We start from the raw sequence: 26,867 nt of genomic DNA, 5'->3' as shown, positions 1-26,867 counted from the left end.
TATTTTGGAAAATCCGGCATTCATGCCTTTTAATTCCGGTATGCGATGAAAAAGCGATGAGTTTATTTTTTTCCTAAAAAAACAAGAAAAAGTCATACACAATAAGGTCATTTATTGGTGAGTGCAAAATTGATCTTATTTTTTGTATTGAGAGTTTTTAGAGGTTCCCTTTAATATATGCTTAGCGACATAATTTTATATTTCTAACATATTCATTTGGTGCAACCCAAGATTTTTTACTACATGTTAAATACCCAAATGACTTCAATTTATAATCAGTATATAAAGAAATTGGAAAACTTAAGACAAAGACGACAAAGAACATTCTTGTGAAAATTTTGAAAAAACGATTAATAAATGACTTGGGCTTACTTATAAAACAAATCAAAATAACAGAAAAAAACATATGAAAAGCTATAGGAAAACCAAAGCAAAAAAGAAAAACCCTCCATGAGAAATATACTTTCTCATCCAAATAAATTAACGAAAAAAGATCTCGCCAGGAATCAAAAACAACAAATGACAAAACTAACAAACAAAGAAAAGATATTAATACATAAAATATCTTTTTCCAAAAAGGAACATCTAGCAAACCTTTACCATTCATAACATTTGACATATGTAAGCCTTATTATTAAATTTGACCCATACTAAAACCTTTGATTAAATTATCTTTTAACCTATCAATATTTTCTTTTTTCTTAAATTTTCTACAACTTTGTTAGTTATTCCATAATCATTATCTAAAGCATACAAAATCGCAGCAATAGCTAGACCAAGCACGAAAAGCCCAACACTAATACCAACTATGCTTGCCCCTATAGCCAAAAGAGGAGCAGTTACAACCTTTCCAATAACTAAAGTTGCCAAGATAGTAATAGCTAATTTAGCCACATCAACTGTAACATTACCTAAAAAATCAGCAAGGGCATATTCATCCTTCATAATCCATTCAATGGCTCTATAAGCAAGGGAGAAATATATACTATGTTTAATTCCCCCTAATATACCATTTACGATACCTTTTGAACCAATTCCTATTTTTAATATTTTAGGATTGTCAATACGATAATCTGAACCTGTAATAAATTTTCTAACGCTTTCTTTACCTGTTATTTTTATATAAGTAACACCTTTGACTTTATACTCTCTAGCTTTAACACCAAGACTTTTGAACTCATTAATTACTTTAACCAACCCAATAGATTCAAGCATATTCCCAAAAAAAGAAGATGCTGGATCAGTACATGCAAATACCTTATCTTTCCATGCCTTATGTTCGCCATCTTTACATAAGTAAGATTTTAAAAAACCAGCTGCTTCCTCTAGCGTTATTAGAGCATGATGTTCTTCATTTTCATTTAGCTTACTTTCAAGCTCAGAAAATTGTTTTTTTCTATACTCTTTCATATGAGTAAAAGGTTTTAATGTTCCATTATCAAAAACTAACTCCCCATCCATAAACTCATCTGATAATCTTCTACTCATTTAACACCCCATAAAATTATATGGCATGATTATTTATTAATATTTTGCCTTATATCTTATCGGATTCAGCCATTTTTTCTTTAGATTTCCTGAAATATTGGGAACTGGCTCAAGTTTCCCTGTCGGGGTACGGCACTGCATTTTACAGCTTCGCTTCCACTGAGCCAAGTATATTAAATTCCCCAAAACAGGCTGGCGAGAGCCCCCATGCAAGAGCTACAACTGCATATGATGTCTGCATTTAACCAGTTTGAACGTGCATTAATTCGGGAAAGACAGACCGAAAGGATCGCAGCTAAAAAACAGCGCGGAGAACGAACAGGCAGACCGCCTGCGGATATCAATAAACTCTCTCAGATAGACGCGCTAAAGACGAAAGGCATTAAGTTAAAGCTGGCCTGTGATAATGTAGAGTTCGCACAGCTCAACTTACAGAATTTAAAAGCCGTTCTGGCTGAATCTATTGCACAAGCTGATCGTGGCGAATTGCATAGTATTGATGATGTATTTGTACCGTTGACGGTTGGTGAACTTGAGGGTAAGGCTTAGGGATGAGTGTCCGGTTTACTAAGAAGGCCAGAGAGCATATTCGTGCAATAAAGCGCTATTCTCATCCGGTTCTCACTAGACCCATGCCCACACTTTATGCTCTCTATACTGAACAAATGAGGTATGCGATGAATATATCTTTTACTTCTACAACCTTCCCAGATGATTACCGCCAAAAAATCCGCCAGATGAAACAGGTCATGCGCAATCAAATAGGCGATGTTGAAAATTTATTCAATCAAATCTGTGACAAAATAGAAAAAGAACTCATTGCTGCGCGGGAAGATGAAAAAACCACAGGTAGTGCTTGGCCTGAAGTCCACTGGCGTGATTTGGCCGAAAACCGAGTTCTGACAGAAACCATACAAAAAATTAAACGCCGTGGGTGTTTGATTGTCAGACAAAATTTTCCCCGTGATACCGCGCTTGCATGGGATAAATCCATGCTTGATTACCTTGAAGGAAACCATTTCGATAGTGTTTATCAAGGCACCGGCGATAATTATTTCAGCAACCTGAAAGCCTCTCGCCCGGAAATTTATCCCATTTACTGGTCGCAGGCACAGATGCAGGCCCGACAAAGTGAAGAAATTGCAAAGGTACAATCTTTTCTTAATCACCTGTGGAAATCTGAATCTGGCGGAACGCGTTGGTTTGAACCTGATGTCAGCATGATCTATCCTGACCGTATTCGCCGCAGGCCACCGGGTACGACATCCAAAGGGCTTGGCGCTCATACAGATTCCGGCGCTTTAGAGCGTTGGCTACATCCTACTTATCAAAAAGTATTCAGACATATTTTCAATAACCGATTTGCGGAATACGATCCCTGGGATGCCGCGCATCGTCCAGATATGAATGAATACGAACTGGATAACGTCACCCGATGTTCAGTTTTTCGCACTTTTCAGGGGTGGACAGCGCTGTCAGATATGGCGCTCAATCAGGGACTTCTGCATGTTTTACCCGTGCCAGAAGCGATAGCCTATTTGTTGTTACGGCCCTTGCTCCATGATGTGCCCGAAGATGAACTCTGTGGCGTTGCTCCCGGCAAAGCACTGCCAACTAGCGAAAAATGGCACCCTCATCTCGCCCGTGGGCTATGTAGTATTCCATCATTACAGGCCGGTGACTCTGTTTGGTGGCATTGTGATCTCATCCATTCCGTTGCTCCTGTGGAAAATCAACAAGGCTGGGGGAATGTCATGTATATCCCTTCTGCTCCTCTGTGTGACAGAAATCTGGCTTATGCGCATAACGTTGCAGAATCACTTGAGAAAGGCACATCTCCGGCAGATTTCCCCCGTGAAGACTATGAAATAAACTGGAAAAGTCGCTTCACTGCCGCTGACTTAAGCCCTATTGGCCGGCGTGGCCTTGGCTTAGAATAAACCGCTTACCTAACGCTGGTGCCGTTGTCGGTGTTAGGTATCTCAACAATATCCATATATTTTTATGCGGCCTTTATGCCCAACCTTGTGTAAAATCCCCTCAATTTGAGTTTTGATCGGTTCATTAGGAAATATACCTATAGATTTCAAATTGCCGCACAGCTAACAAAGAAGCAACTTGAAAGATGAAAGGAATAGACCATTTCGTAAGACTTAAGGAGATACACCATGACAACTTATGCTCTGGTAGGCGATATCGGTGGCACAAATGCACGTCTGGCATTATGTGATGTGGATACCGGGCAACTAAGCGCAGTCGAATTCTATCCTTGTGCGGATTATCCATCACTTGAAATCGTTATCCGCCATTATCTGGAACAACAGAACTGCAAAATCAAAGATGGCTGCATCGCTATTGCCTGCCCAGTGACGGATGATGTCATTAGTATGACCAACCACAGTTGGCGTTTTTCCGTCAGCCAAATGAAAGCGTCTCTGGGATGGGAGCGTTTTGAAGTGATTAACGATTTCACCGCCGTTTCTCTCGCGATCCCGGTCTTAGGTACAGATGACGTCATTCAGATTGGCGGAAAACAGCCCCAGGCTAAACGCCCTATTGCTGTTTATGGTGCAGGAACCGGACTGGGTGTTGCCCATCTTATTCATACTGGAACCCAGTGGATGAGCTTGCCCGGTGAAGGGGGTCATGTAGATTTCGCGCCGGACAGCGTGGAAGAAGATCATATGTTGAGTGTATTACGAGAAGAATATGGTCATGTTTCTGCTGAACGTATCCTTTCCGGGCCCGGTTTGGTAAATATTTATCGTTCGCTGATGAAACTTAACGATCAGCCAGCGGAAGATCTGACTCCCAGAGAGGTTTCCGAGCGTGCGCTAAGTGGAAATTGCCCTATCTGTAAGCAGGCGTTAGCGCTTTTCTGTACGGCTTTGGGACGTTTTGGCGGCAATCTGGCACTGAATATTGGTGCATTCGGCGGTGTTTATATTGCAGGTGGCATCGTCCCACGTTTCCTTGATTTCTTCCAAAAATCGGGATTCCGTCAGGGATTTGAGAACAAAGGCCGATTTACAGATTATTTGCAGGATATTCCTGTATATCTGATTACCCATGATAAACCGGGATTATTGGGTGCCGGTTCTTATATTCGCCAGTCTCTGGGTAAAACGATTGGTTAAATAACGTCTATATATTCTTATGGTTGCTCATGCTGTTTGTTTGATTTTCTCGCAAGATTTAAACGACATTTAGCATGGGCAATCTTATTCCAAGGTACCCCTATTCCATACCCAAATGATAAATATGATAGCCATGTTTTTAATTCTTAGTGTTAATGACATGAATGTCAGTGTTCATAAATTATTCTAACTGATAGACTCCAATAAAAACCTTTTGGAGTTCATGATGAATAAATTACCTGTAATTGTTGGTTTGGGTGGCATCAATGCAGCAGGAAGAAGTTCTGGATTCCACGGCTATAAACGCATTGTGTCAGACAGTCTCAAAGATGAAACAATGCAAAACACATGGGCTGACTTATGCAATCGGATGGGAATTAGCAAAGAGTCAGAACCTATTACAGCAGCCCATATTGAACGCGCCAAAAACGGGACATTGATAAGACGAATCACGCAGTTCAATCCCCAGAAAATACCAAAAAACCGAATAATCACTGATATTGAAAATCATTCAGAAAGATTATTGAAGACCATATATACATCTCTTTCTGTCACTAGCGCAGGGCAATTACCAGAGGGATTTGAAATTGGTGATTTATATAACGCCAACCACCACCCACGCGGCTTACGCTTAACTGTTTATGGTGCTTCGGATTTGTTAAATTCGCTTGGAATGTCATGGTCAGATATTACCTCCTTAGTAGAGCCTGATCAGATTTCGGTTTATGCCAGCAGTGCACTAGGTCAAATAGATCAATTTTCAATGGCAGGGTTAATCGGCAATCCATTGAATGGTTCACGTGCCAGTTCCAAAATGCTTCCCCTTTCTCTGCCAGATATGCCGGCTGATTTCGTTAATAGTTACATTATCAACAACCTTGGTACGACCGCCGCGAGTTTGGGAGCCTGTGCAAGCTTTCTCTATAATCTCAAACAGGGTATCAATGACATTAAACAAGGCAAGGCCAAGGTTTGTTTTATTGGGTGTGCTGAAGCGCCTATTATCCCCGAGGTCATTGAAGGATTTAAGGCTATGGGAGCACTTGCTGAAGATCACCAACTCTGCAAGCTTGATGGAACCGATATCGTTGACCATCGTCGTCCCAGCCGCCCATTTTCAACCAATGTCGGGTTTACCCTTGGAGAATCAGCACAATTTGTGTTGCTTATGAGTGATGATTTGGCCTTGCAATGTGGTGCGAATATTCTTGGTTCTGTGCCGGATGTTTTTGTTAATGCGGATGCGAATAAAAAATCAATCTCTTCACCGGGAATAGGCAATTACATCACCATGATGAAAGCCGCCTCCCTTGCCCATCATTTATTGGATGGGAAATTGCAATATTCTTACGTGCAGGCACATGGAACCGGAACACCGCAAAACAGAGTCACCGAAAGCCATATCATTAATGAAGTTGCTAAAGTTTTTGGACTCAATAATTGGGATATCACCGCCATTAAAGCACATCTTGGACACTCCATTTCCGCCGCCGCAGGAGATCTATTAGCTAATGCTTTAGGTGTTTGGCAATATGGCTGGCTCCCGGGAATTACGACGATTGATCACATTGCCGAGGATGTGCATACCTCCAATCTGAATATTTTAATGCGGGATAAGTTTGTTGGTGAACGTGGTGAAGATATGAAAGCCACTATTCTTAATGCAAAAGGATTTGGCGGTAATAACGCAAGTGCCGTTGTTTTATCTCCACAAAAAACCATGCAAATGCTGAACAAAAAACACGGCGACGCTTCCATCAGTACCTATTACAAACACAATGAAATAGTTAAACGCAGAAGTGAAGAGCAAGATCAGGCAATTTGTCGCGGTAAAGAGTCTGCTATTTATAACTTCGGTAATGCCGTGCTGCAAGGATCAGATATCCAGCTTTCACGTCAGGAAATAAGATTTAATGGAGTCAAACAATCTATAAGGATGCCTAATGCTGATGAGTTTAGTGAGTTTTTATGAGAGGGGGATTTTTAATTGTTAGATTAAGATGAGGTATTCGTTATAATTATTCTAACTATTGGAGTCATGAACTACCTGATAGAAGGTGTAGACTGAAATAATTTAATCTGACAGCCCACAATAATGGGGGAGCTGTCAGATTAAATTTAAACTACTACAAATCAATTAATCTCTACCTATACAGATTGATACTATCCCTAATTTCTTTAGCTGCCTGCCTTGCTTTGTCTGCAAAATCAAATTCATTCTGTGAAGCATAAATAATAGAGCGAGAACTACTTATTATTAATCCTTTTCCATCTTCGTTTTTTCCATTAATTACCAAGTCCTTAATTAATCCACCTTGTGCGCCAACTCCAGGAACTAAGAAAACAATATTTTTTGCTATTTTCCGAATTTCCGTCATCTGAGTAGGCCAGGTTGCGCCTACTACAGCAAGACAATTATTATTATAATTCCATTCGTTAACTATCAAGGACGCAACCCTCTTATATAATGGTTCACCATCAACAAGTAAATCTTGGATATTTACTGCTCCGGGGTTTGATGTCCGACACAGCAATATAATGCCCTTGTCTTTATAATCTAAAAATGGTTTTAAGGAATCGAAACCAAGATAAGGGTTAATTGTAACAGCGTCAACATTATACCTTTCGAAACTTTCCTTTGCATATTGTTCTGCAGTACTGCCGATATCACCCCGTTTTGCATCAAGGATGATAGGGATATCAGGATAAGTGGTTTTTATATAATTGATGATTTTTTCGAGTTCATATTCTTTACCAACTGATGAAAAATGGGCAATCTGTGGCTTGTATGCACATACTAAATCATGAGTAGAATCAATTATTTTCTTACTAAATTCATAATATCCATCTTTGGAGTTTCTATAACGTTTGGGTAATTTATCGTTTATGGGATCTATGCCGATACAAAGTAAAGAGTTATTTTTATCGGATGAATAGCTAATTTTTTCTACGAAATTCATAATTTCTCAACTATAAAAAATACTCAGAAATAATTACTGAGAAAATAACATGTTAAAGGATTCATTATAAAATTGCTCTTGGGAAAAATCAAACTCTAAGAAATCCCTAACATAATTGGGATCTGCACTTTTAATCTTTTCAAGGAATAATGATAATGCCTCCGTTTTATTTTCATTTCCAGTGAAACGATAATTTTGCTCAGAAAATTCGATAGGAAATTTAGGCCAATTTACCTGTTTGATAAAATGAAAAAGTTCTTTTTCTGCTAAATCCTCATCTAAAGTTCCATTTTCGAATTGTTTTAAAATATAAAAGGCGATTTTAACTAATCGTCATTTTTTCATTGTTATACCCCAGATAGGGATCTGTGTCTAAAATATCAAAATCAGGGTAACCAATATGATCTATGTTCTTATAAACCTTAGATAAAACACCTGTACGTGCAATTTGACTATCTAACATCCAAATGCCAGTTACATATAACAATCAATTGATTTAATCTCAATTAGTAATAAAAAAGCCCCTTTATACTAGGGGCTTATCTATCAAATTTTACATTACCTATCTAAGATCAACGTTGGGTAGGACACGTGCGCCCTGATAGGGTTAGCCGTTGTCCCCCCACCGAACCGTACGTGCATATTTCTATGCATACGGCTCTCCATTGGAACAAACAAAGGTTCTTCGGTCTGACAGTGTTCCTCTGTGAAGATCAACGTGACATGTCTGGCAGAGCACTAACGTTTTCCTGTTACGGGCAATCATCAGCTTCTTCCAGTTTTCTGTACCCGCTTTGATATCCTTGAGCTTCCTCACATGGTGGACTTCAAAAGGACCAGTTCTGATACCGCAATATTCACATTGGGACGCTGCCATCCTGTCCAGCAATTCAGTTCTGCCAGAGTATTTATGCGTGTTTGGCAATATATCCGGTGAACTGTATTTGGGCGCACTTCTGTTCTTGAGTCTGAATACTTCCAACTCATATATCTTTCCATTACGATTTTCCTGATAAACATACCTGCCATCCGCTTGCCTTAATCGCCGTGCAATTTTAGTGCGTGATGTCCGATGTTTACCTGCCAGCGTCTTATAAAGACTATTTTCCCATATCCAGTGCAACTTATTGAGATAGAGAACTGGTGCAAGATTGTAGTAATTCGCATAGCCTCGCATTTCAGCATTATACTGACTAATAATTTCATAGTCAGACATGTGCATCATTACTGGCCGACTAACGCTGTTACCATATCCGCCGTCGTAATTCCCATAACCGCGTAGAGAGCAGAATTTCTGGATTCTATCCCTCGGTACGCCCAGATGAATATGTTCCGTTATCGTACGTTTTACCGCATGAGTTTTACTTCCATCGGCATTAAGCCCTACAACACATTTGACCTGTTTGCTTTCACGGCGTGTTTTAATTTCATAACCGAGAAAAGTGAATCCTTTCTTTGGGTCAATAATGCCAGATTTTTCTTTTGATATTTCCAGATGAAGTTCAGTTTCAACAAAATCGACAACCTCTTTCATTATCTTTTTCGCCTCACTTTTACTTCCTGTCACACCAATTAGAAAATCATCAGCATATCGAACATACCGCATTCTTTTGAATTCAGCATCATCCATAATAACACTGGGTAGTGTGCGCAGTTTTTCCTCCAGTTCATCCGCTTCATGTTTCCATTTTTGGATTTTCTGCTCATCAGCAGGCATTCCAGAAGCGCCGAATCCTTGCCTGATCCATTTAATACGATTTGCCCGATTCTGTAGTGCTCTTTTGTATATGGGATTGGGTTTCCTTCGTTCTCCTTTGCCAAACTCTTTGATTTTATTCTTCATAAAATCATCAAGTTCATGGAGGAATACATTGGCAAGGATAGGGGAAATAATCCCACCTTGTGGTGTCCCGCTATGGGTGCCAAAGTAATGCCAATTGTCCAGATAGCCAGCTTTCAGGAACTTCTTGAGAAGCGCCAGAAATTTGTTATCAGCGATCCGCTTGCTCAAAAATTTCAGCAATAAATCGTGGTCAATATTGTCGAAGTAACCTTTGATATCAACATCACATACCCATTTTGTTCCTTTCCAACTGTTTCTGATTTCTTTTAATGCAGAATGACAGGAACGTTTTGGCCTGAATCCATAACTCCAGTCACTAAAGACCGGTTCATAGATTTCTTCCAATAACATTCTCATTATTTCCTGTATTAATTTATCATCTCCAGTAGGAATACCTAATGGGCGTTTCTTCCCATTTGGTTTTCGGGCATCTTTAGGTATGTATATGCGCCTACAAGGTTCGGGTTTATACGTGTTTGAGTTAATAGTTTCAATAAGACTTACGATCCTATTGACGCTCATTTCATCCATCGTATTATTATTTACTCCTCTCGTCATAGCTCCCCGATTGGAATAAATATTGGCATAAGCCTGTGCCCAAAGATCTTTATTGCTGCACATAATTTTATGCAGTTTCCTGATCTTATAACCTTGTATGCTGGCTTTGTTTATACCACTTAAAGCATTGAGTGTTCTCTGTGATAGCACTGACTATCGAACCTTGCTTCTTTTAGTATAGTTCCAACTGACTCCCTTCCCCCTTACGAATATAATTTCACCGATAATTACTTATCGATTTATATATATTTTTCAGATTGGCCAGCCAATTGCCACTCCATTACAGAGTTACGTTGGGTACTATGGAGTCTCCGTTACCTTATTGGTTAATTACTTAACCAACTTAGATAATCCCGTATTTCTTTGTAGTCAAGGTACGTCCCACTTAGGTTCCACTTACGTTCAATTACCACTCTCACCGAGCAGGTGCCAGTATTGTTGGATATAGCGGCCTTCTAATGATAACCACTATAAATATTGGTATGACTCCTGAATAACCGTGAGTCAAAGGCATCCCGAAACCCACTATGAACTATGATTCAACCAATCAGGCTTAACCATATGGGACTTGCAATGGCTGGCGCAAAGTAGGTTATTTCCCCGCAACCAGCCTTTTCCTGACATGCTGCACTCCCCTTCCTCTTTCAAGGTTCAAACCCATTACTGGATAAGGATAAGTCAGGCTTGCAATAGGCACTCCAACAGCCTATGATTAACTCAATAAATTAAATTAACCACTTGATTTACAAAGCAAAAACGGCGCACTCAGAATGGAATATCATCATCAAAATCCATTGGTGGCTCATTGCTCTGTGGAGCAGGAGACTGTGCCGGACGAGATGGAGCGCCGCCGCTGAATTGCTGAGATGCTTGTGGCTGCTGTGGTTGTCCCCAACCGCCGCTTTGTTGCATAGGAGCTTCTTGTCCTGCATTGCCACGGCCACCCAGCATTTGCATAGTGCCGCCAACGTTTACCACGATTTCAGTGGTGTAACGGTCTTGGCCGCTCTGATCCTGCCATTTACGAGTCTGCAAAGAACCTTCGATATAAACCTGAGAACCTTTACGCAGATATTCACCCGCAACTTCTGCCAGTTTGCCGAAAAGTACCACACGGTGCCATTCGGTTTTCTCTCTCATCTCACCGGTTTGCTTGTCACGCCAGCTCTCAGACGTTGCCAGAGTAATGTTTGCGACTGCACCGCCATTCGGCATATAGCGAACTTCCGGGTCCTGCCCCAAATTACCCACTAAAATAACTTTGTTTACGCCTCTGCTGGCCATTGGGAATACTCCTGATGAAATGAATTTTGCTAAAAACGAACTTCTCTAATTATAAACAAAGTAGTTTACCATGCGAGGATTAAGTTTAAACATAGTACCGTTATATTATACTTTGCGAAGCGTATCGTACTTTACATTGTCATGGTTTCAGCATGATTTCCCGTTAAATACTGTATATCCATTCAGCAATGTTTGTGCAATAATAACGCGTTTACAAATTTTGCACTGTCAATAATCTGGGAAATGGTATATGGATAACATCGAAGTTCGGGGCGCCCGCACCCATAATCTCAAAAATATCAATTTGATAATTCCCCGTGACAAGCTGATAGTCATTACCGGACTATCTGGCTCTGGCAAGTCATCGCTGGCTTTCGATACCCTGTATGCGGAAGGTCAGCGTCGCTATGTTGAATCACTCTCTGCGTATGCCCGCCAGTTTTTGTCATTGATGGAAAAGCCCGATGTCGACCATATTGAGGGGTTATCCCCCGCCATTTCTATTGAGCAAAAGTCTACTTCCCATAACCCGCGTTCTACGGTCGGAACGATTACTGAAATCCACGATTATCTTCGTTTACTGTTTGCACGTGTGGGTGAGCCACGTTGTCCCGACCACGATATCACACTGGCAGCACAAACTATCAGCCAGATGGTCGATAATGTTCTGGCATTGCCGGAAGGCCAACGCTTGATGTTGCTGGCTCCTGTCGTCAAAGAACGTAAAGGTGAACACACCAAACTGTTGGATAATCTCGCTGCACAAGGCTATATCCGTGCTCGTATTGATGGTGAAGTGTGTGATCTTTCCGATCCACCCAAACTCGAATTGCAGAAAAAACATACTATTGAAGTGGTTATCGATCGCTTCAAAGTACGTGCCGACCTCGCTCAGCGACTGGCAGAGTCATTCGAAACCGCGTTGGAGCTTTCCGGTGGCACGGCTGTGATTGCCAATATGGATGATGGGCAAGCCGAAGAATTGGTCTTCTCTGCCAATTTTGCCTGTTCAATTTGTGGCTATAGCATGAGCGAGCTGGAACCACGCCTGTTTTCTTTCAACAATCCCGCCGGTGCTTGCCCAACTTGTGACGGCTTAGGGGTTCAGCAATTTTTCGATCCTGATCGTGTTGTTCAGAATGAAGATATTTCCCTTGCAGGGGGCGCTATTCGTGGTTGGGATCGCCGTAATTTCTATTACTTCCAAATGCTGAGATCATTGGCAGAACACTATAAATTTGATATTGAAGCACCATTCAACCAGTTAAACCCAACCATTCGGAAAGTGGTTTTATTCGGCTCAGACAAAGAATCTATTGAATTTAAATACACCAATGACCGTGGCGATGTCACCGTTCGTCATCATCCCTTTGAAGGTGTTCTGCATAATATGGAACGCCGCTACAAAGAGACTGAATCCAGCGCAGTACGGGAAGAGTTGGCAAAATATATCAGCAATCGTTCTTGCGTTTCCTGTGAAGGAACCCGATTGCGCAAAGAAGCGCGTTTTGTCTTTATCGAAAATACTACGCTGCCACAAATTTCAGATTTCAGCATCGGACATGCGATGGCGTTTTTCCAAAATATCAAACTGAGTGGACAACGTGCGAAAATTGCTGAAAAAGTTCTGAAAGAGATCCATGATCGCCTGACATTTTTGGTCAATGTCGGGCTGAATTATCTGACGCTTTCCCGATCAGCAGAAACCCTTTCGGGCGGCGAAGCCCAACGTATCCGCTTAGCCAGCCAAATTGGCGCCGGCCTTGTTGGTGTGATGTATGTGCTGGATGAGCCTTCCATTGGTCTGCACCAACGGGATAATGAGCGTTTGCTGGAAACCTTGCTGCATCTGCGCAATCTGGGTAATACCGTTATCGTAGTCGAACACGATGAAGACGCCATCCGGGCGGCTGACCATATTATCGATATCGGGCCTGGGGCGGGTGTACATGGCGGCGAGATTGTTGCCGAAGGAACGATCACCGATATCATGGAAAGCAAGAAATCGCTCACAGGAAAATTCCTGAGCGGTGAACGCCAAATTGCGATCCCTGAACAGCGTGTACCAGCCGATCCAGACAAAATGCTGAAACTGATTGGTGCAAAAGGCAATAATCTGAAAAAAGTGACATTAAAATTGCCTGTTGGCCTGTTTACCTGTATCACGGGTGTTTCTGGTTCAGGTAAATCGACGCTGATCAACGATACGTTGTTCCCTATCGCACAGCGTCAGTTGAACGGAGCAACAAACATTAGCCCGGCGCCTTATATCGATATTCAAGGACTTGAGCATTTTGACAAGGTGATCGATATCGACCAAAGCCCGATCGGCAGAACACCTCGTTCAAACCCTGCGACTTATACTGGCGTATTTACACCAGTAAGGGAGTTATTTGCCGGTGTCCCTGAATCCCGTGCTCGTGGTTATACTCCGGGACGTTTCAGTTTCAACGTCAAGGGCGGACGCTGTGAAGCCTGCCAAGGCGATGGTGTAATTAAGGTTGAGATGCACTTCTTACCTGATGTTTATGTGCCTTGCGATCAGTGTAAGGGCAAGCGTTACAACCGCGAAACTCTGGAAGTCAAATATAAGGGCAGGAATATTAATGAAGTGCTGAATATGACGATTGAAGAGGCCCGGGAGTTTTTCGATGCAGTCCCAGCACTTGCCCGTAAACTGCAAACTTTGATAGATGTTGGCCTTTCCTATATTCGCCTAGGACAATCCGCAACAACACTTTCTGGCGGGGAAGCTCAGCGGGTAAAACTGGCACGGGAATTATCTAAAAGAGGTACAGGCCAAACGCTGTATATCCTTGATGAACCAACAACCGGTTTGCATTTCGCAGATATTCAACAGTTACTGTCCGTTTTGCATCAATTGCGGGATCAAGGAAACACCATCGTCGTCATTGAGCATAATCTGGATGTAATCAAAACCGCTGACTGGATTGTCGATCTTGGCCCTGAAGGTGGCAGTGGTGGTGGTGAAATATTGGTATCAGGAACACCAGAAGAAGTTGCTAATTGTCAGAAATCTCACACTGCTCGTTTTTTGAAGCCAATACTTGAACGTGATTAGTTTACTTCCTTAATTAAAATAATTTACTATCCTCCCCACACGGTGGGGAGTTTTTATCTGCCTTCAACCAAATTGTTGACCAACAAAACCCCATAAGTGCAAAAAATATTTTTTTGTAGCCAATCCAGACGAAATAACCTTTCGTGAATCAGTATCGTATTGTTGATCTAATATTATTACTAATCACACCTTTTCACGTATTAATGCCATAATGGCATAACATATGCTTTAAATTCATAATGGAGATTAAACATGTATATGTTTTTACCGTTCTTAGTCGCACTGGTTATCATTGCCACCGTCGTGACAGGCAAAAAAAAGCTGACGTATGCACTTTGGTTCGCTTTATTCATCATCACGATATTTTGGTTTAAATATCATGCCACTGATGCCTTGAATCTTTCTTTCTGAATCGGAGGCCACAATGAATAATACAATGTCAGCACCACGTAATATTAACCTAGCGATGGCCTTGAATATCCTTGGTCTATTCGGTATCAGTGTCGTTTTAATAGTCGCGTTTTATTACCAATTAGCACGTTTTGAACTCCCTTGCCCATTATGCTTATTGCAACGCGCGGGCATCATCATGATTGGTTTCGGATTTTTATTTAATATTTATTTTGGCATAAAAAATGGTCATTATAGCCTCTCAATACTTGGCTGTATTGTGACTGGGTTCGTTGCCATGCGTCAGGTTTCCCTTCATATCCTGCCGGGTGATACGGGATATGGTTCAACGTTCTTCGGATTACATTTTTATACCTGGGCTGCAATCCTATCTATTCTGACCATTATTGCCATCGCAGTTATCATGCCTCTGAAATCCGGCAATACTGATACGGCGAGATACACCCCACCAATATTAGGCAAAATTACCATGGGTTTGTTCGCATTGTTGATCGCGGCTAATCTGGTTTCTACCATATTGGAATGTGGCGGCGGACAATGTGACGACAACCCAACGTTCTATCAATTACTGCAAAAATAATCCTTTCATATTAAAGGCATAAGAATAGTAAGGCTGCGGTATTCCAGCAGCCTTCTAATTTCGTCAAAACTCTCAGAAGTACTTTTCGAGATTATCAGCTCAACATCACAGAATCGATAAAATAGCAAACTTCATGTGCTTCTTCAGGCGCAGGAACCTCCAGTTTATCAAGCATCCGATCCATCACCTTATCCGGTACCACATATTGGCGATTACTGTTCTGCTGACGCCAGCACTTATAATCTTGCTCAATATAAACAATCCGTACTCTGGCGTTATAACTCACAAACAACTTGACCAATTGCTGACGCATTTGTCCCGTCAAGTTAGTCGCATTCCAGATAAAATCTTGCCTGCTGCGTAGTTTTTCTCTGGCCTGCTGTTTCGCTTGCTGTACGACCCAACCATTAGCATTTTTATCTTCCGGATTAATTTGATGCGCACGACGAATCGCGTCCAGACTGATCACTGATATCCCCTTACCATGCTGTTGGATAAAGTGGTCTTTACCCATACCCGGCAATCCGCACAACAATGTCACTTGGCTACCGTAGTCATCATAAGGTTGATAGTCTGGATGTTCGCTGTCAGTGGAAAAGTAATGGAATCGTGCTCCACCAGATGAAAATGCCCGGGGCTTACGCCAGCAACCTTGCTCACGGCAATAAAGTTCAAACAGCTCAATACGCTCAAGTAACTCTTGCGAATCGTGACATGTGCGCCCCAATACATCGGCTTTTGCCAGTAAAGTCAGCAAATAAGTATCAACACGCAATGAAGCTGCCAATAATGCCTTTTGTGGGTTGGGCTTTTCCATTAACCACAAGGGCAACCCATGAAAACGTACAAGCGCAGCAATTTGTTCCCGTATTACAAATGGAGTAGGTATTTGCTGAAACAAAATTTGTCTGGCCGACAGCTCCCCTTTACGGGCATGTCCCGGAGAAATAATGCGTCCGTCCCAATCCACCCGCGTAGTGCTGCGTTTCTCTACATCGTGTAACAGCGCTGCTGTCCAGAGAATTTCCTGTTTTTCCGCCGTCAGTAAGGAATACTCCGGTAATTGTTCCAATGCAGCCAATACCATTTGGGTATGGATCGCAACATCACCTTCCGCATGATGGATGGGATCTTGTTGAACCCCATCCATATCAGCGATAAAAGAGAAAGCAGAGGATAAGTCATTCCACGATTTATTGTGGCTGAATAACCAACTCATTTCCTTTCTCCTTCCGTATTGCATTTATTCGAATTAGAAAGATGTTCGAAATATAGAGGTGCTCTTTGCCAGTTCCTCTTCCAATGGCTATCTGTTTTGACATGATTTTTTCGCACATATTTGAAGACATGATGTGGAAAATCAGTCACCAAATATTCTCCCGCATCGCGGCTAACAATGCCTTCCATTGAACATAATTTTTTGTTCTGTGTATCCCATGAAGAAAAACAACTTCCCTGCTTTGCCGTTTCAATAATGTTTTGCATAAATGCCGATTCATTTCTTATTTCAGGAATGTTTATTTCAGGCACAGTCGGAAAATCAAATAATGCCGCATAGAATTTGACTTCTTCCCAACTGAGCCAGATATCTTTAATACGCACAGCAAATGCGAAGAAATATTCTTCAAGATGGCGATATTCAATGGAGTGAATGGCATAAAGGTTTTCACCAAATATCTCAATATCACCTAAGTCACCTTTCAGCAATTGCCAACGCTGGCGAATTTGTTGAGTCCATGCCGATTGCGTTGGTGCGGCATGCGAACGGGCAAATACACCATATTTATTCAGGCAATTATTTTCACCGTCCAGCTTTTCCGTGTGAACAAGCTGCTTAATGTTTTGTATATCCTGCCACCAATGATGATTGATGCGATCGTCACTGGTCGTGCCTGGCGAGAACGGGTAATGGAACGTTCTACCATACTTTCTTGATTGCATATCCATAATGCTTTGACTCTTTTAATAATTATCGCAATAGCGCCTTTACGGGTTAATGTCCATCTTAATAACTGATGAAAGAGCTCAAGAGTAGGTATTACATTTTCTTTATTTCCATTCAGTTAATCTTTTGGCTTTAAAAGATTAAGTTAAATATTCAAGTGAATTAGATAGTAAGGTGAAAGGGAAGTGTCAAAAATTCAGGTAGCCACTATATTTAGGCGACCGTTATATTTAGGCGGCCACTATATTCAGTTGGTCACTATATAGTAAACCATCATTAATTGACATGGTGAACATACTTCAAGCAAAAATAACCAATAAAAATCTTCTATTTTGGGCTATAACAGAGATATCTGTGATATAGAAACTCATTTTACCTGATTATACGGGATATTCTTTACCTCTCTACAAATTATACCTGCTTAATTCACGTATTGGTCAAACTTCCCCTGCCCACCATGAGAACAGGGGATTTATGAACTTACAGGCGATAAAAATTACTAACTCACCGCAGCAAACGCCTCTGCGATGCGCTGTACATTATGATGATTCACGCCCGCCATGCAAACACGACCAGAACCGACCAGATAGACACCAAATTCTTCACGCAGTCGATCAACCTGTTCCTGGCTGAATCCCGTATAACTGAACATACCGCGTTGTTTTAGCAAGTGATCAAAGTCTTTCTCTGGCAAGGATTTCTTCAATGCGTTGACCAACACTGTCCGCATTTCCCGAATACGCAAGCACATCTGTTCAACTTCTTCCAGCCACTGAGTTTTTAATTCAGGGGTACTTAATACTCTTGCGACAACCTGAGCACCAAAATTTGGCGGGCTGGAGTAAATGCGTCGCACGCTCGCTTTTAATTGGCCCAAAATACGTTCAGTTACTTTTGCATCATCACCAATAACGGATAGGCCACCAACACGCTCACCATACAGCGAAAATATTTTTGAGAATGAGTTGCTGACCAAACAAGGTAATTCAGCATTTGCCATCGCCCGGATTGCATAAGCATCTTCTTCCATACCATCTGCAAGTCCCTGATAAGCGATATCGAGGAAAGGAATCAATCCCTTCTCTTTGGCAACTTGCACTACCTGATCCCATTGGTCATTGTTTAAATCAGAACCCGTTGGATTATGGCAGCAAGGATGTATCAGAATAATGCTTTTTGCCGGCAATTGCTTAAATGTTGCCAACATTTCATCAAATTTTACCCCTTTAGTTTTGTCATCAAAATAGGGGTAATAATTCACTTTGATCCCTGCACCAGCAAAAATAGCAGCATGATTTTCCCATGTTGGATCACTACACCACACTTCAGAATCAGGGAAATAACGGTGTAAAAAATCAGCCCCCACTTTTAATGCACCTGAACCACCCACAGTCTGAATGGTCGCGATACGTTTCTGATTTAATAAGGGGTGATCTTTACCGAACAACAATTCCTGAATTGCCACACGGTAGGCAAGTAATCCTTCCATTGGGAGATAAAGAGAAGCAGATGATGGCAGAGCACACATTTGCTCCTCAGCAGAAGCAACAGCCTGCAATTGTGGAATTATGCCTTGTTCATTGTAGTAAAGCCCAATGCTCAAATTAATTTTTTCTTCACGGGGATCGCTATTAAATTTTTCCATCAACGACAGGATAGGATCGCCTGCATACGCATCAACATTCTGGAACACTTTTCATACTCCCTGTTATTGAATATACCCGTCGTCTTCCAAGTTGTAGTTTTATTGAGCTGAATTATTCGCCCCAGACACTGTAGTTATAAACATATTTATAAACATATTTAATAAACATAATTATAAACATAGGGTTAGCTATGCGCCTGTGGATTCATTCCCTCACCGTCGCGCTACATCTTAAAATCCAGTGGGTATATATAAGAAAATGTACTGACAGACAATATAACTTACCGAATTATTCGTCTAGATATTCCATCGCGACACGTGAAGTCAGTTTCGTAATCAACTCATAAGCACTAATTCCTGAATGTTGGGCTATTTTTTCAACTAACAGGGAATTCCCCCAAAGGGTAACTTCATCGCCCACTTTATCCTGACACTCTGGCCCTAAGTCCACGGTAATCATATCCATGGAAACACGCCCAACAAGTGGTACTTCCCGGCCATTAATAAATACTGGCGTACCCGCGGGTGCGCTACGGGGATAACCATCACCATATCCCATCGCCACAACACCAAGATAAGTATCGCGTTCACTATTCCACGTACCCCCATATCCTACTGATTCACCGGCTTTATGTTTACGCACGGCAATCAAACTGGATTTTAGTGTCATTGCAGGAATTAAGTTGAAATCGGCCGCTGTTTTACCCTCTATCGGCGAAGCTCCGTACATCATGATACCAGGGCGAACCCAATCCAAATGGGCTTGTGGCCACAATAAAATTCCACCTGATGCGGCGATGGATTTTTCACCAGATTTATCCGAAACAAATGCCATAAAGCAATCAATTTGATGTTGGGTAGTTTCTACGGTAGGTTCATCTGCACGGCTGAAATGGCTGATGATATTCACGGGTTGTTCGACGTTATGGCAACGGTTCAGGCGTTGATAAAACTCCTCTGCTTCATCAATCCTGACTCCCAGACGGTGCATACCTGTATCCAGTTTCATCCACACTTTAATCGGATGGGGCAATTCCGCCCGCTCTAACGCTTCGAGCTGCTCAATGCTGTGTACAATGGTTTCAATATGGTTAACAACCAGAACGGGCAAATCTGCCGCCTCAAAAAAACCCTCCAATAGCAAAATTGGCTTGACGATCCCTCCACTACGCAGAGCGAGAGCTTCCCCAATCCGAGCAACGCCGAAACAATCAGCGTCTTCCATTGTGTACGCAGTTTCTAATAAACCATGTCCATAGGCGTTTGCTTTCACAACTGCAATCAGTTTACTGTCAGGAGCTTGTACTCTAACCTGTTGCAGATTATGTCGCAGAGCGCGGCGGTCGATAACAGCAGTTGCCGCTTTCATTTCGTCCCCTTTTTATGATGTTCCGATCAAGAGTGGTAATTAAAAGCCTATCCCCATTATTTGGACGCTGCTTATTTCAGGCCATTTGAATATGAACGATAGGCACCAGAGTTATTCGTCGCTATAGCTTGGCCCTGCATAGTTATCGAACCGTGACCACTGGCCATTAAATGTCAGCCTTACCGTCCCTATCGGGCCGTTACGCTGTTTACCAAGGATGATTTCTGCCACGCCTTTCAGTTCACTGTTGTCGTGATAAACCTCATCACGATAGATAAACATGATCAAGTCAGCATCCTGTTCGATAGAGCCTGATTCACGCAGGTCAGAGTTAACCGGGCGTTTATCAGCTCGCTGTTCCAAGCTACGGTTAAGCTGGGAGAGCGCAACAACTGGCACTTGAAGCTCTTTTGCCAATGCTTTCAATGAGCGTGATATTTCCGCAATTTCCAGTGTCCGGTTATCAGATAAAGAAGGTACTCGCATCAATTGCAGGTAGTCGATCATAATCAAACTAAGCCCGCCATGCTCACGGAAAATCCGTCGCGCACGGGAACGCACTTCTGTCGGCGTCAAACCGGATGAGTCATCGATATACATATTACGTTTTTCCAGCAAAATCCCCATGGTACTGGAAATCCGTGCCCAATCCTCATCATCGAGCTGACCGGTACGAATGCGCGTTTGATCCACGCGAGAAAGGGATGCCAACATACGCATCATGATCTGATTACCGGGCATCTCAAGGCTGAAGATCAAGACTGGCTTATCCTGCATCATCGCTGCGTTCTCACACAGGTTCATCGCAAAGGTGGTTTTACCCATTGAAGGACGCGCTGCCACAATAATGAGATCTGATTTTTGCAAACCAGCCGTCTTTTTATCCAGATCCTGATAACCTGTAGAGACGCCTGTCACACCATCATGTGGGCGCTGATAGAGTTGTTCAATTCGCTCAACGGTCTCTTCAAGGATCTGTTCAATACCTTTCGGGCCTTCATCTTTATTCGCCCGGTTTTCGGCAATCTGGAATACCCGTGACTCAGCCAGATCCAAGAGCTCTTCGCTAGTCCGCCCCTGCGGATCGTAACCCGCATCTGCAATTTCATTTGCCACCGCGATCATATCGCGCACTACCGCACGTTCGCGGACAATATCGGCATAAGCATTGATATTCGCAGCACTTGGGGTATTTTTTGACAACTCTGCCAGATAGGCGAACCCACCTACCTTATCGAGCTCGCCATTCTGTTCAAGAGATTCCGATAATGTAATCAGGTCGATAGGTTTACCCGTTTCGAGTAAACGCTGCATTTCAGAAAAAATACGTCGGTGGGGTCGGCTGAAAAAGTCATTGCTGGTAACCCGCTCAGAAACATTGTCCCAACGTTCATTATCCAGCATCAAACCGCCCAACACGGATTGCTCTGCTTCCAAAGAGTGTGGTGGAAGTTTCAGCCCTTCCACTTGGCGATCTTTTGGTTCAGCCATACTGTTGTTAGTTGGTTTTTTTCCAGCCATGTATACCGCGTCAATCCACTAAACAAAAAACGAAATAGCGCATCAGTATACGCCATGAAAACTGCCTTGAGTAATTATAGATAGCCCACATTCACAATTCAAACATAACAAATTGATATTTATTGAAAAAATCATTTTTAATGAGATTGTTTTTGTTCGTTTATATAATTATTTATACATAGAACACTGAACGAACCTATAAACAAAGCATAAGATGAAAACAATGTAAAAGAAAAGGGAACCTCTAAAAACTATCCCATGAAAAAATAAGCTCAATTTTGTACCTATCCGTAATAAAATTGACCTTATTGAGTGTGACGCTTTCTGACTTTTTCAAAGATTAAAAGGCATGAATACCCGATTTTCCAAAATAAACCAAACGTTGTAAATCATAGCAGGTCACCATTAACATCATCGTGAAATTAGCCCGCAGTTGACCTATCGTCCGGATGAATTTTTCTCCCATCTGGGTGAGTGAACCAAAGATATGTTCTACTCGTGCCCGAGTGCGCGCGATTTTCTTGTTACGCCCTTTCTGGCAGTTTGATAACGGGTTATTTCGTGATGCTTTTCTTTGAATATGTACACGATAGCCTTGTCCTTTCAGCACCTGCTCACGCTGATGGCTGGCATACACTTTGTCCGCATAAATATCCCGACTCGTATTGACCCTGTCCAAAACGGCTTCAAGATACTGGCTGTCATGGACAGAGGCGGTTCCTGTGGCGGTTTGACGAATGACTTTGTACTTTACATCGACATTAATCGTGAGTGTGTAGCCAAAATAATTTTTGCCGGTTTTTTTCGTCCAGGTTGCATCCGTATCTTTCTGGTATCGTTTGTTTTCCGGCCAATTATCCGGGGTTTTACCTGACGGATTTGTTCATTCTCTTCTTAGTAGTAATAATTTGATTAAATTTTCTTAAAAGATGCTTTATTAGTGGATAAACACATATTAAGCAGCAATGTAAAACTGATAGTTTTTCATAATTATAATTTCCATTTGAAATAAATTTCTTTTAATGTCTTTGATGTATATTCCTGTTTAGAGCGAATTTACATTAAAAATACGTTACCTATTAAAAAGTGAATTTTGGATTTACTAATCTATTATGTGATTATATTATCTATACTCCATAGAAATCTATGGTTTGGTGTCAGATAACAAAACAGTAAATTTCTGTTAAAACGTTTCTATAGGCAGTCAATTAATGATTTTTCGTACTATCATACATATAAAATTTTATAGCGTACTTAACTAAATAACAGGAGTTATAATGACTAAAAGATCTGATATAGAAAATGGACGATTGATCTATACAGAAAAATTAGGGTGGTTAGATTTAGGGCATGCTAATGGTGATAATGCAAGAAAATTGATGATTTCTCTTGCCTTGGGGGATGAAACTACTAATAAATCGCATTTTATCGTTAGATATGTCCAATATATGGGTAGGGGGCGTAGCCTAGGAACATCTATAAAAACAAGATGGAGAGTTAGAAGAGGTTTATCTTTACATGATAAAAAAAGAGTTGCTCTTACTATTATGATGTATACAACTCATTCATTTGAATCATATCAAGACTCCTTTCCTTTTACTTTAATTTCAGATAGTGGCTATAGTGGTGAAGATTTGATTTCTAATTTATTCGGTTTTTATCAGGCTATAAACGAGATTAATTATTTACCTCAAGTAGGGGTAGTAAGTAAAGAAAAAGCATATAAACGATGGGATTACTATGGAGTTATAGGAAAATATAAAAACAAGTCTTTTAAGCCATTATTATTCCCTGACCCTGAAAAGCATCCAAATAATACAATTCCTTATAATTTTCCCTTGCCTAGTTTTTTAAATACAATAACGCCTATGAGCGATATAAAAACTGGTCAGGATGTAATGCTTATTGAAGATGCAAGCTGGGTTAATATAGGTAAAGAATATGCTGGGATTGCGGTTGAGTAATTTTATACGTATATGTATAGTTATCTTCATTTTAGCTATTGGCGTTATTCTTTTTTTTGCATCATTAGCGAATGTTAATTTATCATATACAAAAAGAAATTTTATTTATTATTACGCATTTACCTTTGATGAAATTAAGCATGTTCCTTTAATTTCAAATGATTATATCATATATTATGACTCCCCTGATGGTAATAATACCATGACTAACGAAATTATCTTTTCAAATGTAAAATTGAGTCGTCTGGCAGAATTAATAAAATACACTGAAAATATGGGATTTATAAAATACTATGATAAGTATTGGAAAGATGAACGCTGGCGTAAAGATAATACCATTATAAGTATAAAACAAAATGATACTGAGAGTACCATTTTGTTTTTAGTTGAGAAGAATTAAAATACATTCTCTTCTCTTATACTGTAACCTGATGTGCCAGCGATGTGATGTGTCCATGTTATGCTATTATATGAAATTGTTATACTTTCATATGGTTGCATATCATTGTGACTTAGTGAATTCGGATAGTGGCTGGAGATGTTTTTTATAGCGGCGTTCGTTAATTTAATCGAGTAAAATTTTTCTAATCCCCCTGCCGAGCTATTTCTATATATTTCAAGCAGACAATCTAAATGTTCATTATTTGATATTGAAACTCCTAATAATGGAGATGATTTATCAATTGGTTTTGTTATTACTATAGGGTGATGATTTACATTTTGCTCTCGATTAATATCGTGATCTATAGAATAAATCAATATCTTATCCTTATTATCCTCTTGATATTTATTACCGATTGAATCATAAGTTGAGCAACCTGATGATATCAACCCTTGATTTTTACCGTTTAAGGTCATGTAAATAATATTTGCCATTTCATTTCCTTTTGCATGTTATTCTCCCTCCATAAAATATATAATCATTCATCATCCTGTCAATAGCACTATTGACAATTTAAAATAAAACAAAATAACAATAATAAAATATATAATATAGGAATTAAAAATACTATCAATCAATGGAGAGCACATTATATTGAGCGGCACTTAATAATATTTAGATGAAAGAATATTTTATTATACAGCTTATAAATCGACTGTTTAACTGTTGATTTGAATTATATCCTGATATATATCAGAGCATAAAAGTATTTTCATGCGCTAATTACTCTCGTAAACAAGAACAATGATCACTTAAAATTAGGAAATTTAGTCTTCCTACCAGAGATACCCCCTATAAATCTTTTTCGCCCTCTCAGTTATGCACCCTCCGCACAATTCCCTGAAAGCCTTGCTACATCTGGGTTTAGGGCGATTAATATAATATTCATTCACTGTATCCTCTGTTCACCCTCCTTTTTTTACCCTAATGAAGAGAATGTATATTTGATGTATAGCTAAGAAATAAATATACATCTATTATTTTCTTTTAAATACAAATGGATACTTAAAATAATGTATGGAATGTAGACTTAAATCCAAAAAGCTTATAGCGGGGATTTAAAATCCCGGCATTCAGGCACAGACGGCAGCCATTCTTCGGCTTCTTCGGATATCATGTACACGATAACTTAAAAACAGATGCGGTCATCAAGGCGTAATAAACAGGCCTTAAGAAGCCGAAAATTGATCGGACAATCTCTGGTACATCATTCAGACAGAGGATTACAATATTGTTCCAAATCCTATCAAATGTTACATGAGTACCATGCAGTAATATGCTCAATGACAGATGGCTACGATTGTTATCAGAATGCCTTGGCAAAACGTGTCAATGGCATACTAAAAAACGAACTCTTACTCTGTAAGCCCGCTAATCTTGAAGACGCGACGAAAATGGTGAGTGAATCGATAGAGATATATAATCGATATCGACCCCACTTAGCCCTAAAATATAAAACGTCCGATGAAGTACATCATCAGGCGGTTATGAGTAAAATAAGTGTCAACGTATATCAGGACTAGACATTTGTTACATATAGTCTGTAATGATTTCAGATACATTTACGCTGTTTGCAGCAGTTTCATTGCAAACGTGCGAGGCCGCTCCCAATATTTCTAACATAATGAGAGAGTTACCATGGCAAAACACATCAAATTTTCCGCCACTGGCGGCCCAGAAGTACTCCGATATTGTGAATTTACGCCTGTTGACCCTGCATCTGATGAAGTTCAAGTCGAAAATAAAGCCATCGGGATTAACTACATTGACACCTATGTGCGTAGCGGGCTATATCCACCAGCCAGTTTGCCCAGCGGGCTGGGAACCGAAGCCGCAGGTATTGTCACTAAAGTGGGTTCAAATGTGACATCCATTAAAGTTGGTGATCGTGTTGTTTATGCCCAATCTGCCGCTGGTGCTTACAGTGAAGTACACAATGTGCCCGAAAGCAAATTAGCGCTGTTACCAGATGAGATTTCATTTGAACAAGCTGCCGCATCTTTTTTAAAAGGTTTAACCGTTTACTATCTGTTCAATCTGACTCATAAGATCCAGGCAGGAGAAACATTTCTGTTTCATGCCGCAGCTGGCGGTGTGGGTTTAATTGCCTGCCAATGGGCAAAGGCACTGGGCGCAAAATTGATTGGAACAGTGGGCTCAGACGAAAAAGCATCGCTTGCCAGAGCGGCTGGGGCATGGCAGACCATCAACTATCATCGCGAGAATATTGTGGAACGTGTCTTGGACATCACTGGCGGGGAAAAGGTTGGCGTAGTATATGATTCTGTCGGCAAGGAGACATGGCTGGATTCATTGGATAGCCTGAAACGGCAAGGTTTGATGGTCAGCTTCGGTAATGCTTCGGGGCCAGTGACAGGCGTGAACTTGGGGATCCTCAATCAGAAAGGTTCACTGTTTGTTACCCGCCCTTCTCTTAATGGCTATATCACGACTCGCAAAGAGTTGGCAGAAGCCAGCAAGACGCTGTTTGATCTCATCGCCAGCGGCAAAATCAATGTGGATGTACCGGAAAACCAGCAGTTTCCACTAAGCGAAGCCGTAAGGGCACACCAGAGGCTGGAAAGCCGTGCCACCCACGGTTCCAGCTTGTTGATCCCATAACACAGAACAAAATGAG

Annotated in this window: 21 protein-coding genes and 3 pseudogenes; 11 read left to right on the top strand and 13 right to left on the bottom strand. The window is 41.0% G+C overall.

Translation table 11 applies throughout. The features are described from left to right. Positions 1-181: 181 nt before the first annotated feature. Positions 182-607 (bottom strand): DUF1240 domain-containing protein, encoded by a 426-nt coding sequence (locus Xmir_RS33310; protein ID WP_422646040.1) that lies wholly within the window; start codon positions 605-607, stop codon positions 182-184. A gap of 68 nt (positions 608-675) precedes the next feature. Next, positions 676-1,488, bottom strand: a complete 813-nt coding sequence (locus Xmir_RS09320; RefSeq protein WP_099114108.1) for a hypothetical protein — start codon at positions 1,486-1,488, stop codon at positions 676-678. A gap of 201 nt (positions 1,489-1,689) precedes the next feature. On the opposite strand from Xmir_RS09320, the pseudogene Xmir_RS28160 reads away from it, so the two are divergent. The 4 genes and pseudogenes from Xmir_RS28160 to Xmir_RS09300 form a co-directional block, all read left to right on the top strand. Then, a pseudogene (locus tag Xmir_RS28160) lies at positions 1,690-1,815 on the top strand (recombinase family protein); the annotation flags it as partial. Positions 1,816-2,165: 350 nt separating this feature from the next. Further along, on the top strand, positions 2,166-3,428 hold the full coding sequence (locus tag Xmir_RS09310; RefSeq protein WP_099114106.1) for a DUF1479 domain-containing protein: 1,263 nt from the start codon (positions 2,166-2,168) through the stop codon (positions 3,426-3,428). A 228-nt stretch (positions 3,429-3,656) separates the two neighbouring features. Then, complete coding sequence (gene glk / locus Xmir_RS09305) at positions 3,657-4,625, top strand: glucokinase (RefSeq protein ID WP_099114105.1); 969 nt, start codon at positions 3,657-3,659, stop codon at positions 4,623-4,625. Positions 4,626-4,851: 226 nt separating this feature from the next. Next, positions 4,852-6,597 (top strand): beta-ketoacyl synthase, encoded by a 1,746-nt coding sequence (locus Xmir_RS09300; protein ID WP_099114104.1) that lies wholly within the window; start codon positions 4,852-4,854, stop codon positions 6,595-6,597. Between the two features lie 172 nt (positions 6,598-6,769). Here Xmir_RS09300 and pyrF read toward each other — a convergent pair whose 3' ends face one another. From pyrF to ssb1, 4 genes are all read right to left on the bottom strand, one after another. Then, positions 6,770-7,585 (bottom strand): orotidine-5'-phosphate decarboxylase, encoded by an 816-nt coding sequence (gene pyrF, locus Xmir_RS09295; RefSeq protein ID WP_099114103.1) that lies wholly within the window; start codon positions 7,583-7,585, stop codon positions 6,770-6,772. A 322-nt stretch (positions 7,586-7,907) separates the two neighbouring features. Further along, on the bottom strand, positions 7,908-8,048 hold the full coding sequence (locus Xmir_RS24515) for a hypothetical protein (protein WP_167385962.1): 141 nt from the start codon (positions 8,046-8,048) through the stop codon (positions 7,908-7,910). A gap of 183 nt (positions 8,049-8,231) precedes the next feature. Continuing rightward, the gene (locus Xmir_RS09290) at positions 8,232-10,136 is read right to left on the bottom strand and encodes a reverse transcriptase/maturase family protein (RefSeq protein ID WP_099114102.1); all 1,905 of its coding nucleotides are present in this window, start codon (positions 10,134-10,136) and stop codon (positions 8,232-8,234) included. Positions 10,137-10,751: 615 nt separating this feature from the next. Beyond that, entirely contained in the window at positions 10,752-11,270 is a 519-nt protein-coding gene (ssb1, locus tag Xmir_RS09285; protein WP_099114101.1) for a single-stranded DNA-binding protein SSB1, read from the bottom strand. A gap of 250 nt (positions 11,271-11,520) precedes the next feature. Between ssb1 and uvrA the strand changes: the two genes are divergently transcribed. From uvrA to Xmir_RS09275, 3 genes are all read left to right on the top strand, one after another. Then, positions 11,521-14,352, top strand: a complete 2,832-nt coding sequence (gene uvrA, locus Xmir_RS09280; protein WP_099114100.1) for an excinuclease ABC subunit UvrA — start codon at positions 11,521-11,523, stop codon at positions 14,350-14,352. Positions 14,353-14,604: 252 nt separating this feature from the next. Beyond that, complete coding sequence (locus tag Xmir_RS24510) at positions 14,605-14,763, top strand: DUF5993 family protein (protein ID WP_167385961.1); 159 nt, start codon at positions 14,605-14,607, stop codon at positions 14,761-14,763. Positions 14,764-14,776: 13 nt separating this feature from the next. Further along, a complete protein-coding gene (locus Xmir_RS09275) occupies positions 14,777-15,343 on the top strand; it encodes a disulfide bond formation protein B (protein ID WP_099114099.1) in 567 nt (188 codons plus the stop codon). Positions 15,344-15,437: 94 nt separating this feature from the next. On the opposite strand, the gene Xmir_RS09270 is transcribed toward Xmir_RS09275, so the two are convergent. The 6 genes and pseudogenes from Xmir_RS09270 to Xmir_RS09245 all read right to left on the bottom strand — a co-directional run. After that, positions 15,438-16,562, bottom strand: a complete 1,125-nt coding sequence (locus tag Xmir_RS09270; protein WP_099114098.1) for an AAA family ATPase — start codon at positions 16,560-16,562, stop codon at positions 15,438-15,440. Beyond that, positions 16,559-17,290: an RNA ligase family protein gene (locus Xmir_RS09265; protein WP_099114097.1), complete on the bottom strand. Its 732-nt coding sequence runs from the start codon at positions 17,288-17,290 to the stop codon at positions 16,559-16,561. The genes Xmir_RS09270 and Xmir_RS09265 overlap by 4 nt, the downstream gene beginning before the upstream one ends. A gap of 497 nt (positions 17,291-17,787) precedes the next feature. Beyond that, complete coding sequence (locus Xmir_RS09260; RefSeq protein WP_099114096.1) at positions 17,788-18,981, bottom strand: amino acid aminotransferase; 1,194 nt, start codon at positions 18,979-18,981, stop codon at positions 17,788-17,790. 241 nt (positions 18,982-19,222) lie between these two features. Next, a complete protein-coding gene (gene alr, locus Xmir_RS09255; protein ID WP_099114095.1) occupies positions 19,223-20,302 on the bottom strand; it encodes an alanine racemase in 1,080 nt (359 codons plus the stop codon). Positions 20,303-20,413: 111 nt separating this feature from the next. Continuing rightward, complete coding sequence (dnaB, locus tag Xmir_RS09250; RefSeq protein WP_099114094.1) at positions 20,414-21,823, bottom strand: replicative DNA helicase; 1,410 nt, start codon at positions 21,821-21,823, stop codon at positions 20,414-20,416. Between the two features lie 340 nt (positions 21,824-22,163). Next, positions 22,164-22,694: pseudogene (locus Xmir_RS09245) on the bottom strand (transposase); the annotation flags it as partial. A gap of 406 nt (positions 22,695-23,100) precedes the next feature. On the opposite strand from Xmir_RS09245, the gene Xmir_RS09240 reads away from it, so the two are divergent. Then, the gene (locus tag Xmir_RS09240) at positions 23,101-23,787 is read left to right on the top strand and encodes a hypothetical protein (protein WP_099114092.1); all 687 of its coding nucleotides are present in this window, start codon (positions 23,101-23,103) and stop codon (positions 23,785-23,787) included. Next, complete coding sequence (locus Xmir_RS09235) at positions 23,765-24,187, top strand: hypothetical protein (protein ID WP_099114091.1); 423 nt, start codon at positions 23,765-23,767, stop codon at positions 24,185-24,187. Before Xmir_RS09240 ends, Xmir_RS09235 begins: the two co-directional genes overlap by 23 nt. On the opposite strand, the gene Xmir_RS09230 is transcribed toward Xmir_RS09235, so the two are convergent. Next, a complete protein-coding gene (locus Xmir_RS09230; RefSeq protein ID WP_099114090.1) occupies positions 24,184-24,663 on the bottom strand; it encodes an Hcp family type VI secretion system effector in 480 nt (159 codons plus the stop codon). The two genes, Xmir_RS09235 and Xmir_RS09230, sit on opposite strands and share 4 nt — an antisense overlap. 674 nt (positions 24,664-25,337) lie before the next feature. On the opposite strand from Xmir_RS09230, the pseudogene Xmir_RS24505 reads away from it, so the two are divergent. Next, positions 25,338-25,752, top strand: a pseudogene (locus Xmir_RS24505) (transposase); the annotation flags it as partial. A 115-nt stretch (positions 25,753-25,867) separates the two neighbouring features. After that, positions 25,868-26,851, top strand: a complete 984-nt coding sequence (locus tag Xmir_RS09215; RefSeq protein ID WP_099114088.1) for a quinone oxidoreductase — start codon at positions 25,868-25,870, stop codon at positions 26,849-26,851. Positions 26,852-26,867: the final 16 nt, after the last annotated feature.

The organism is Xenorhabdus miraniensis (assembly GCF_002632615.1).
This window is presented reverse-complemented; position numbering and strand designations above follow the sequence as displayed.

Coding starts and splice junctions, on each gene's coding strand:
- Xmir_RS09235 (WP_099114091.1), top strand. CDS start 23,765: ATGCTGGGATTGCGGTTGAGTAATTTTATACGTATATGTATAGTTATC.
- Xmir_RS09275 (WP_099114099.1), top strand. CDS start 14,777: ATGAATAATACAATGTCAGCACCACGTAATATTAACCTAGCGATGGCC.
- Xmir_RS24510 (WP_167385961.1), top strand. CDS start 14,605: ATGTATATGTTTTTACCGTTCTTAGTCGCACTGGTTATCATTGCCACC.
- ssb1 (WP_099114101.1), bottom strand. CDS start 11,270: ATGGCCAGCAGAGGCGTAAACAAAGTTATTTTAGTGGGTAATTTGGGG.
- uvrA (WP_099114100.1), top strand. CDS start 11,521: ATGGATAACATCGAAGTTCGGGGCGCCCGCACCCATAATCTCAAAAAT.
- dnaB (WP_099114094.1), bottom strand. CDS start 21,823: ATGGCTGGAAAAAAACCAACTAACAACAGTATGGCTGAACCAAAAGAT.
- Xmir_RS24515 (WP_167385962.1), bottom strand. CDS start 8,048: ATGTTAGATAGTCAAATTGCACGTACAGGTGTTTTATCTAAGGTTTAT.
- Xmir_RS33310 (WP_422646040.1), bottom strand. CDS start 607: ATGAATGGTAAAGGTTTGCTAGATGTTCCTTTTTGGAAAAAGATATTT.
- Xmir_RS09265 (WP_099114097.1), bottom strand. CDS start 17,290: ATGGATATGCAATCAAGAAAGTATGGTAGAACGTTCCATTACCCGTTC.
- Xmir_RS09270 (WP_099114098.1), bottom strand. CDS start 16,562: ATGAGTTGGTTATTCAGCCACAATAAATCGTGGAATGACTTATCCTCT.
- Xmir_RS09300 (WP_099114104.1), top strand. CDS start 4,852: ATGAATAAATTACCTGTAATTGTTGGTTTGGGTGGCATCAATGCAGCA.
- pyrF (WP_099114103.1), bottom strand. CDS start 7,585: ATGAATTTCGTAGAAAAAATTAGCTATTCATCCGATAAAAATAACTCT.
- alr (WP_099114095.1), bottom strand. CDS start 20,302: ATGAAAGCGGCAACTGCTGTTATCGACCGCCGCGCTCTGCGACATAAT.
- Xmir_RS09320 (WP_099114108.1), bottom strand. CDS start 1,488: ATGAGTAGAAGATTATCAGATGAGTTTATGGATGGGGAGTTAGTTTTT.
- Xmir_RS09230 (WP_099114090.1), bottom strand. CDS start 24,663: ATGGCAAATATTATTTACATGACCTTAAACGGTAAAAATCAAGGGTTG.
- glk (WP_099114105.1), top strand. CDS start 3,657: ATGACAACTTATGCTCTGGTAGGCGATATCGGTGGCACAAATGCACGT.
- Xmir_RS09310 (WP_099114106.1), top strand. CDS start 2,166: ATGAATATATCTTTTACTTCTACAACCTTCCCAGATGATTACCGCCAA.
- Xmir_RS09240 (WP_099114092.1), top strand. CDS start 23,101: ATGACTAAAAGATCTGATATAGAAAATGGACGATTGATCTATACAGAA.
- Xmir_RS09215 (WP_099114088.1), top strand. CDS start 25,868: ATGGCAAAACACATCAAATTTTCCGCCACTGGCGGCCCAGAAGTACTC.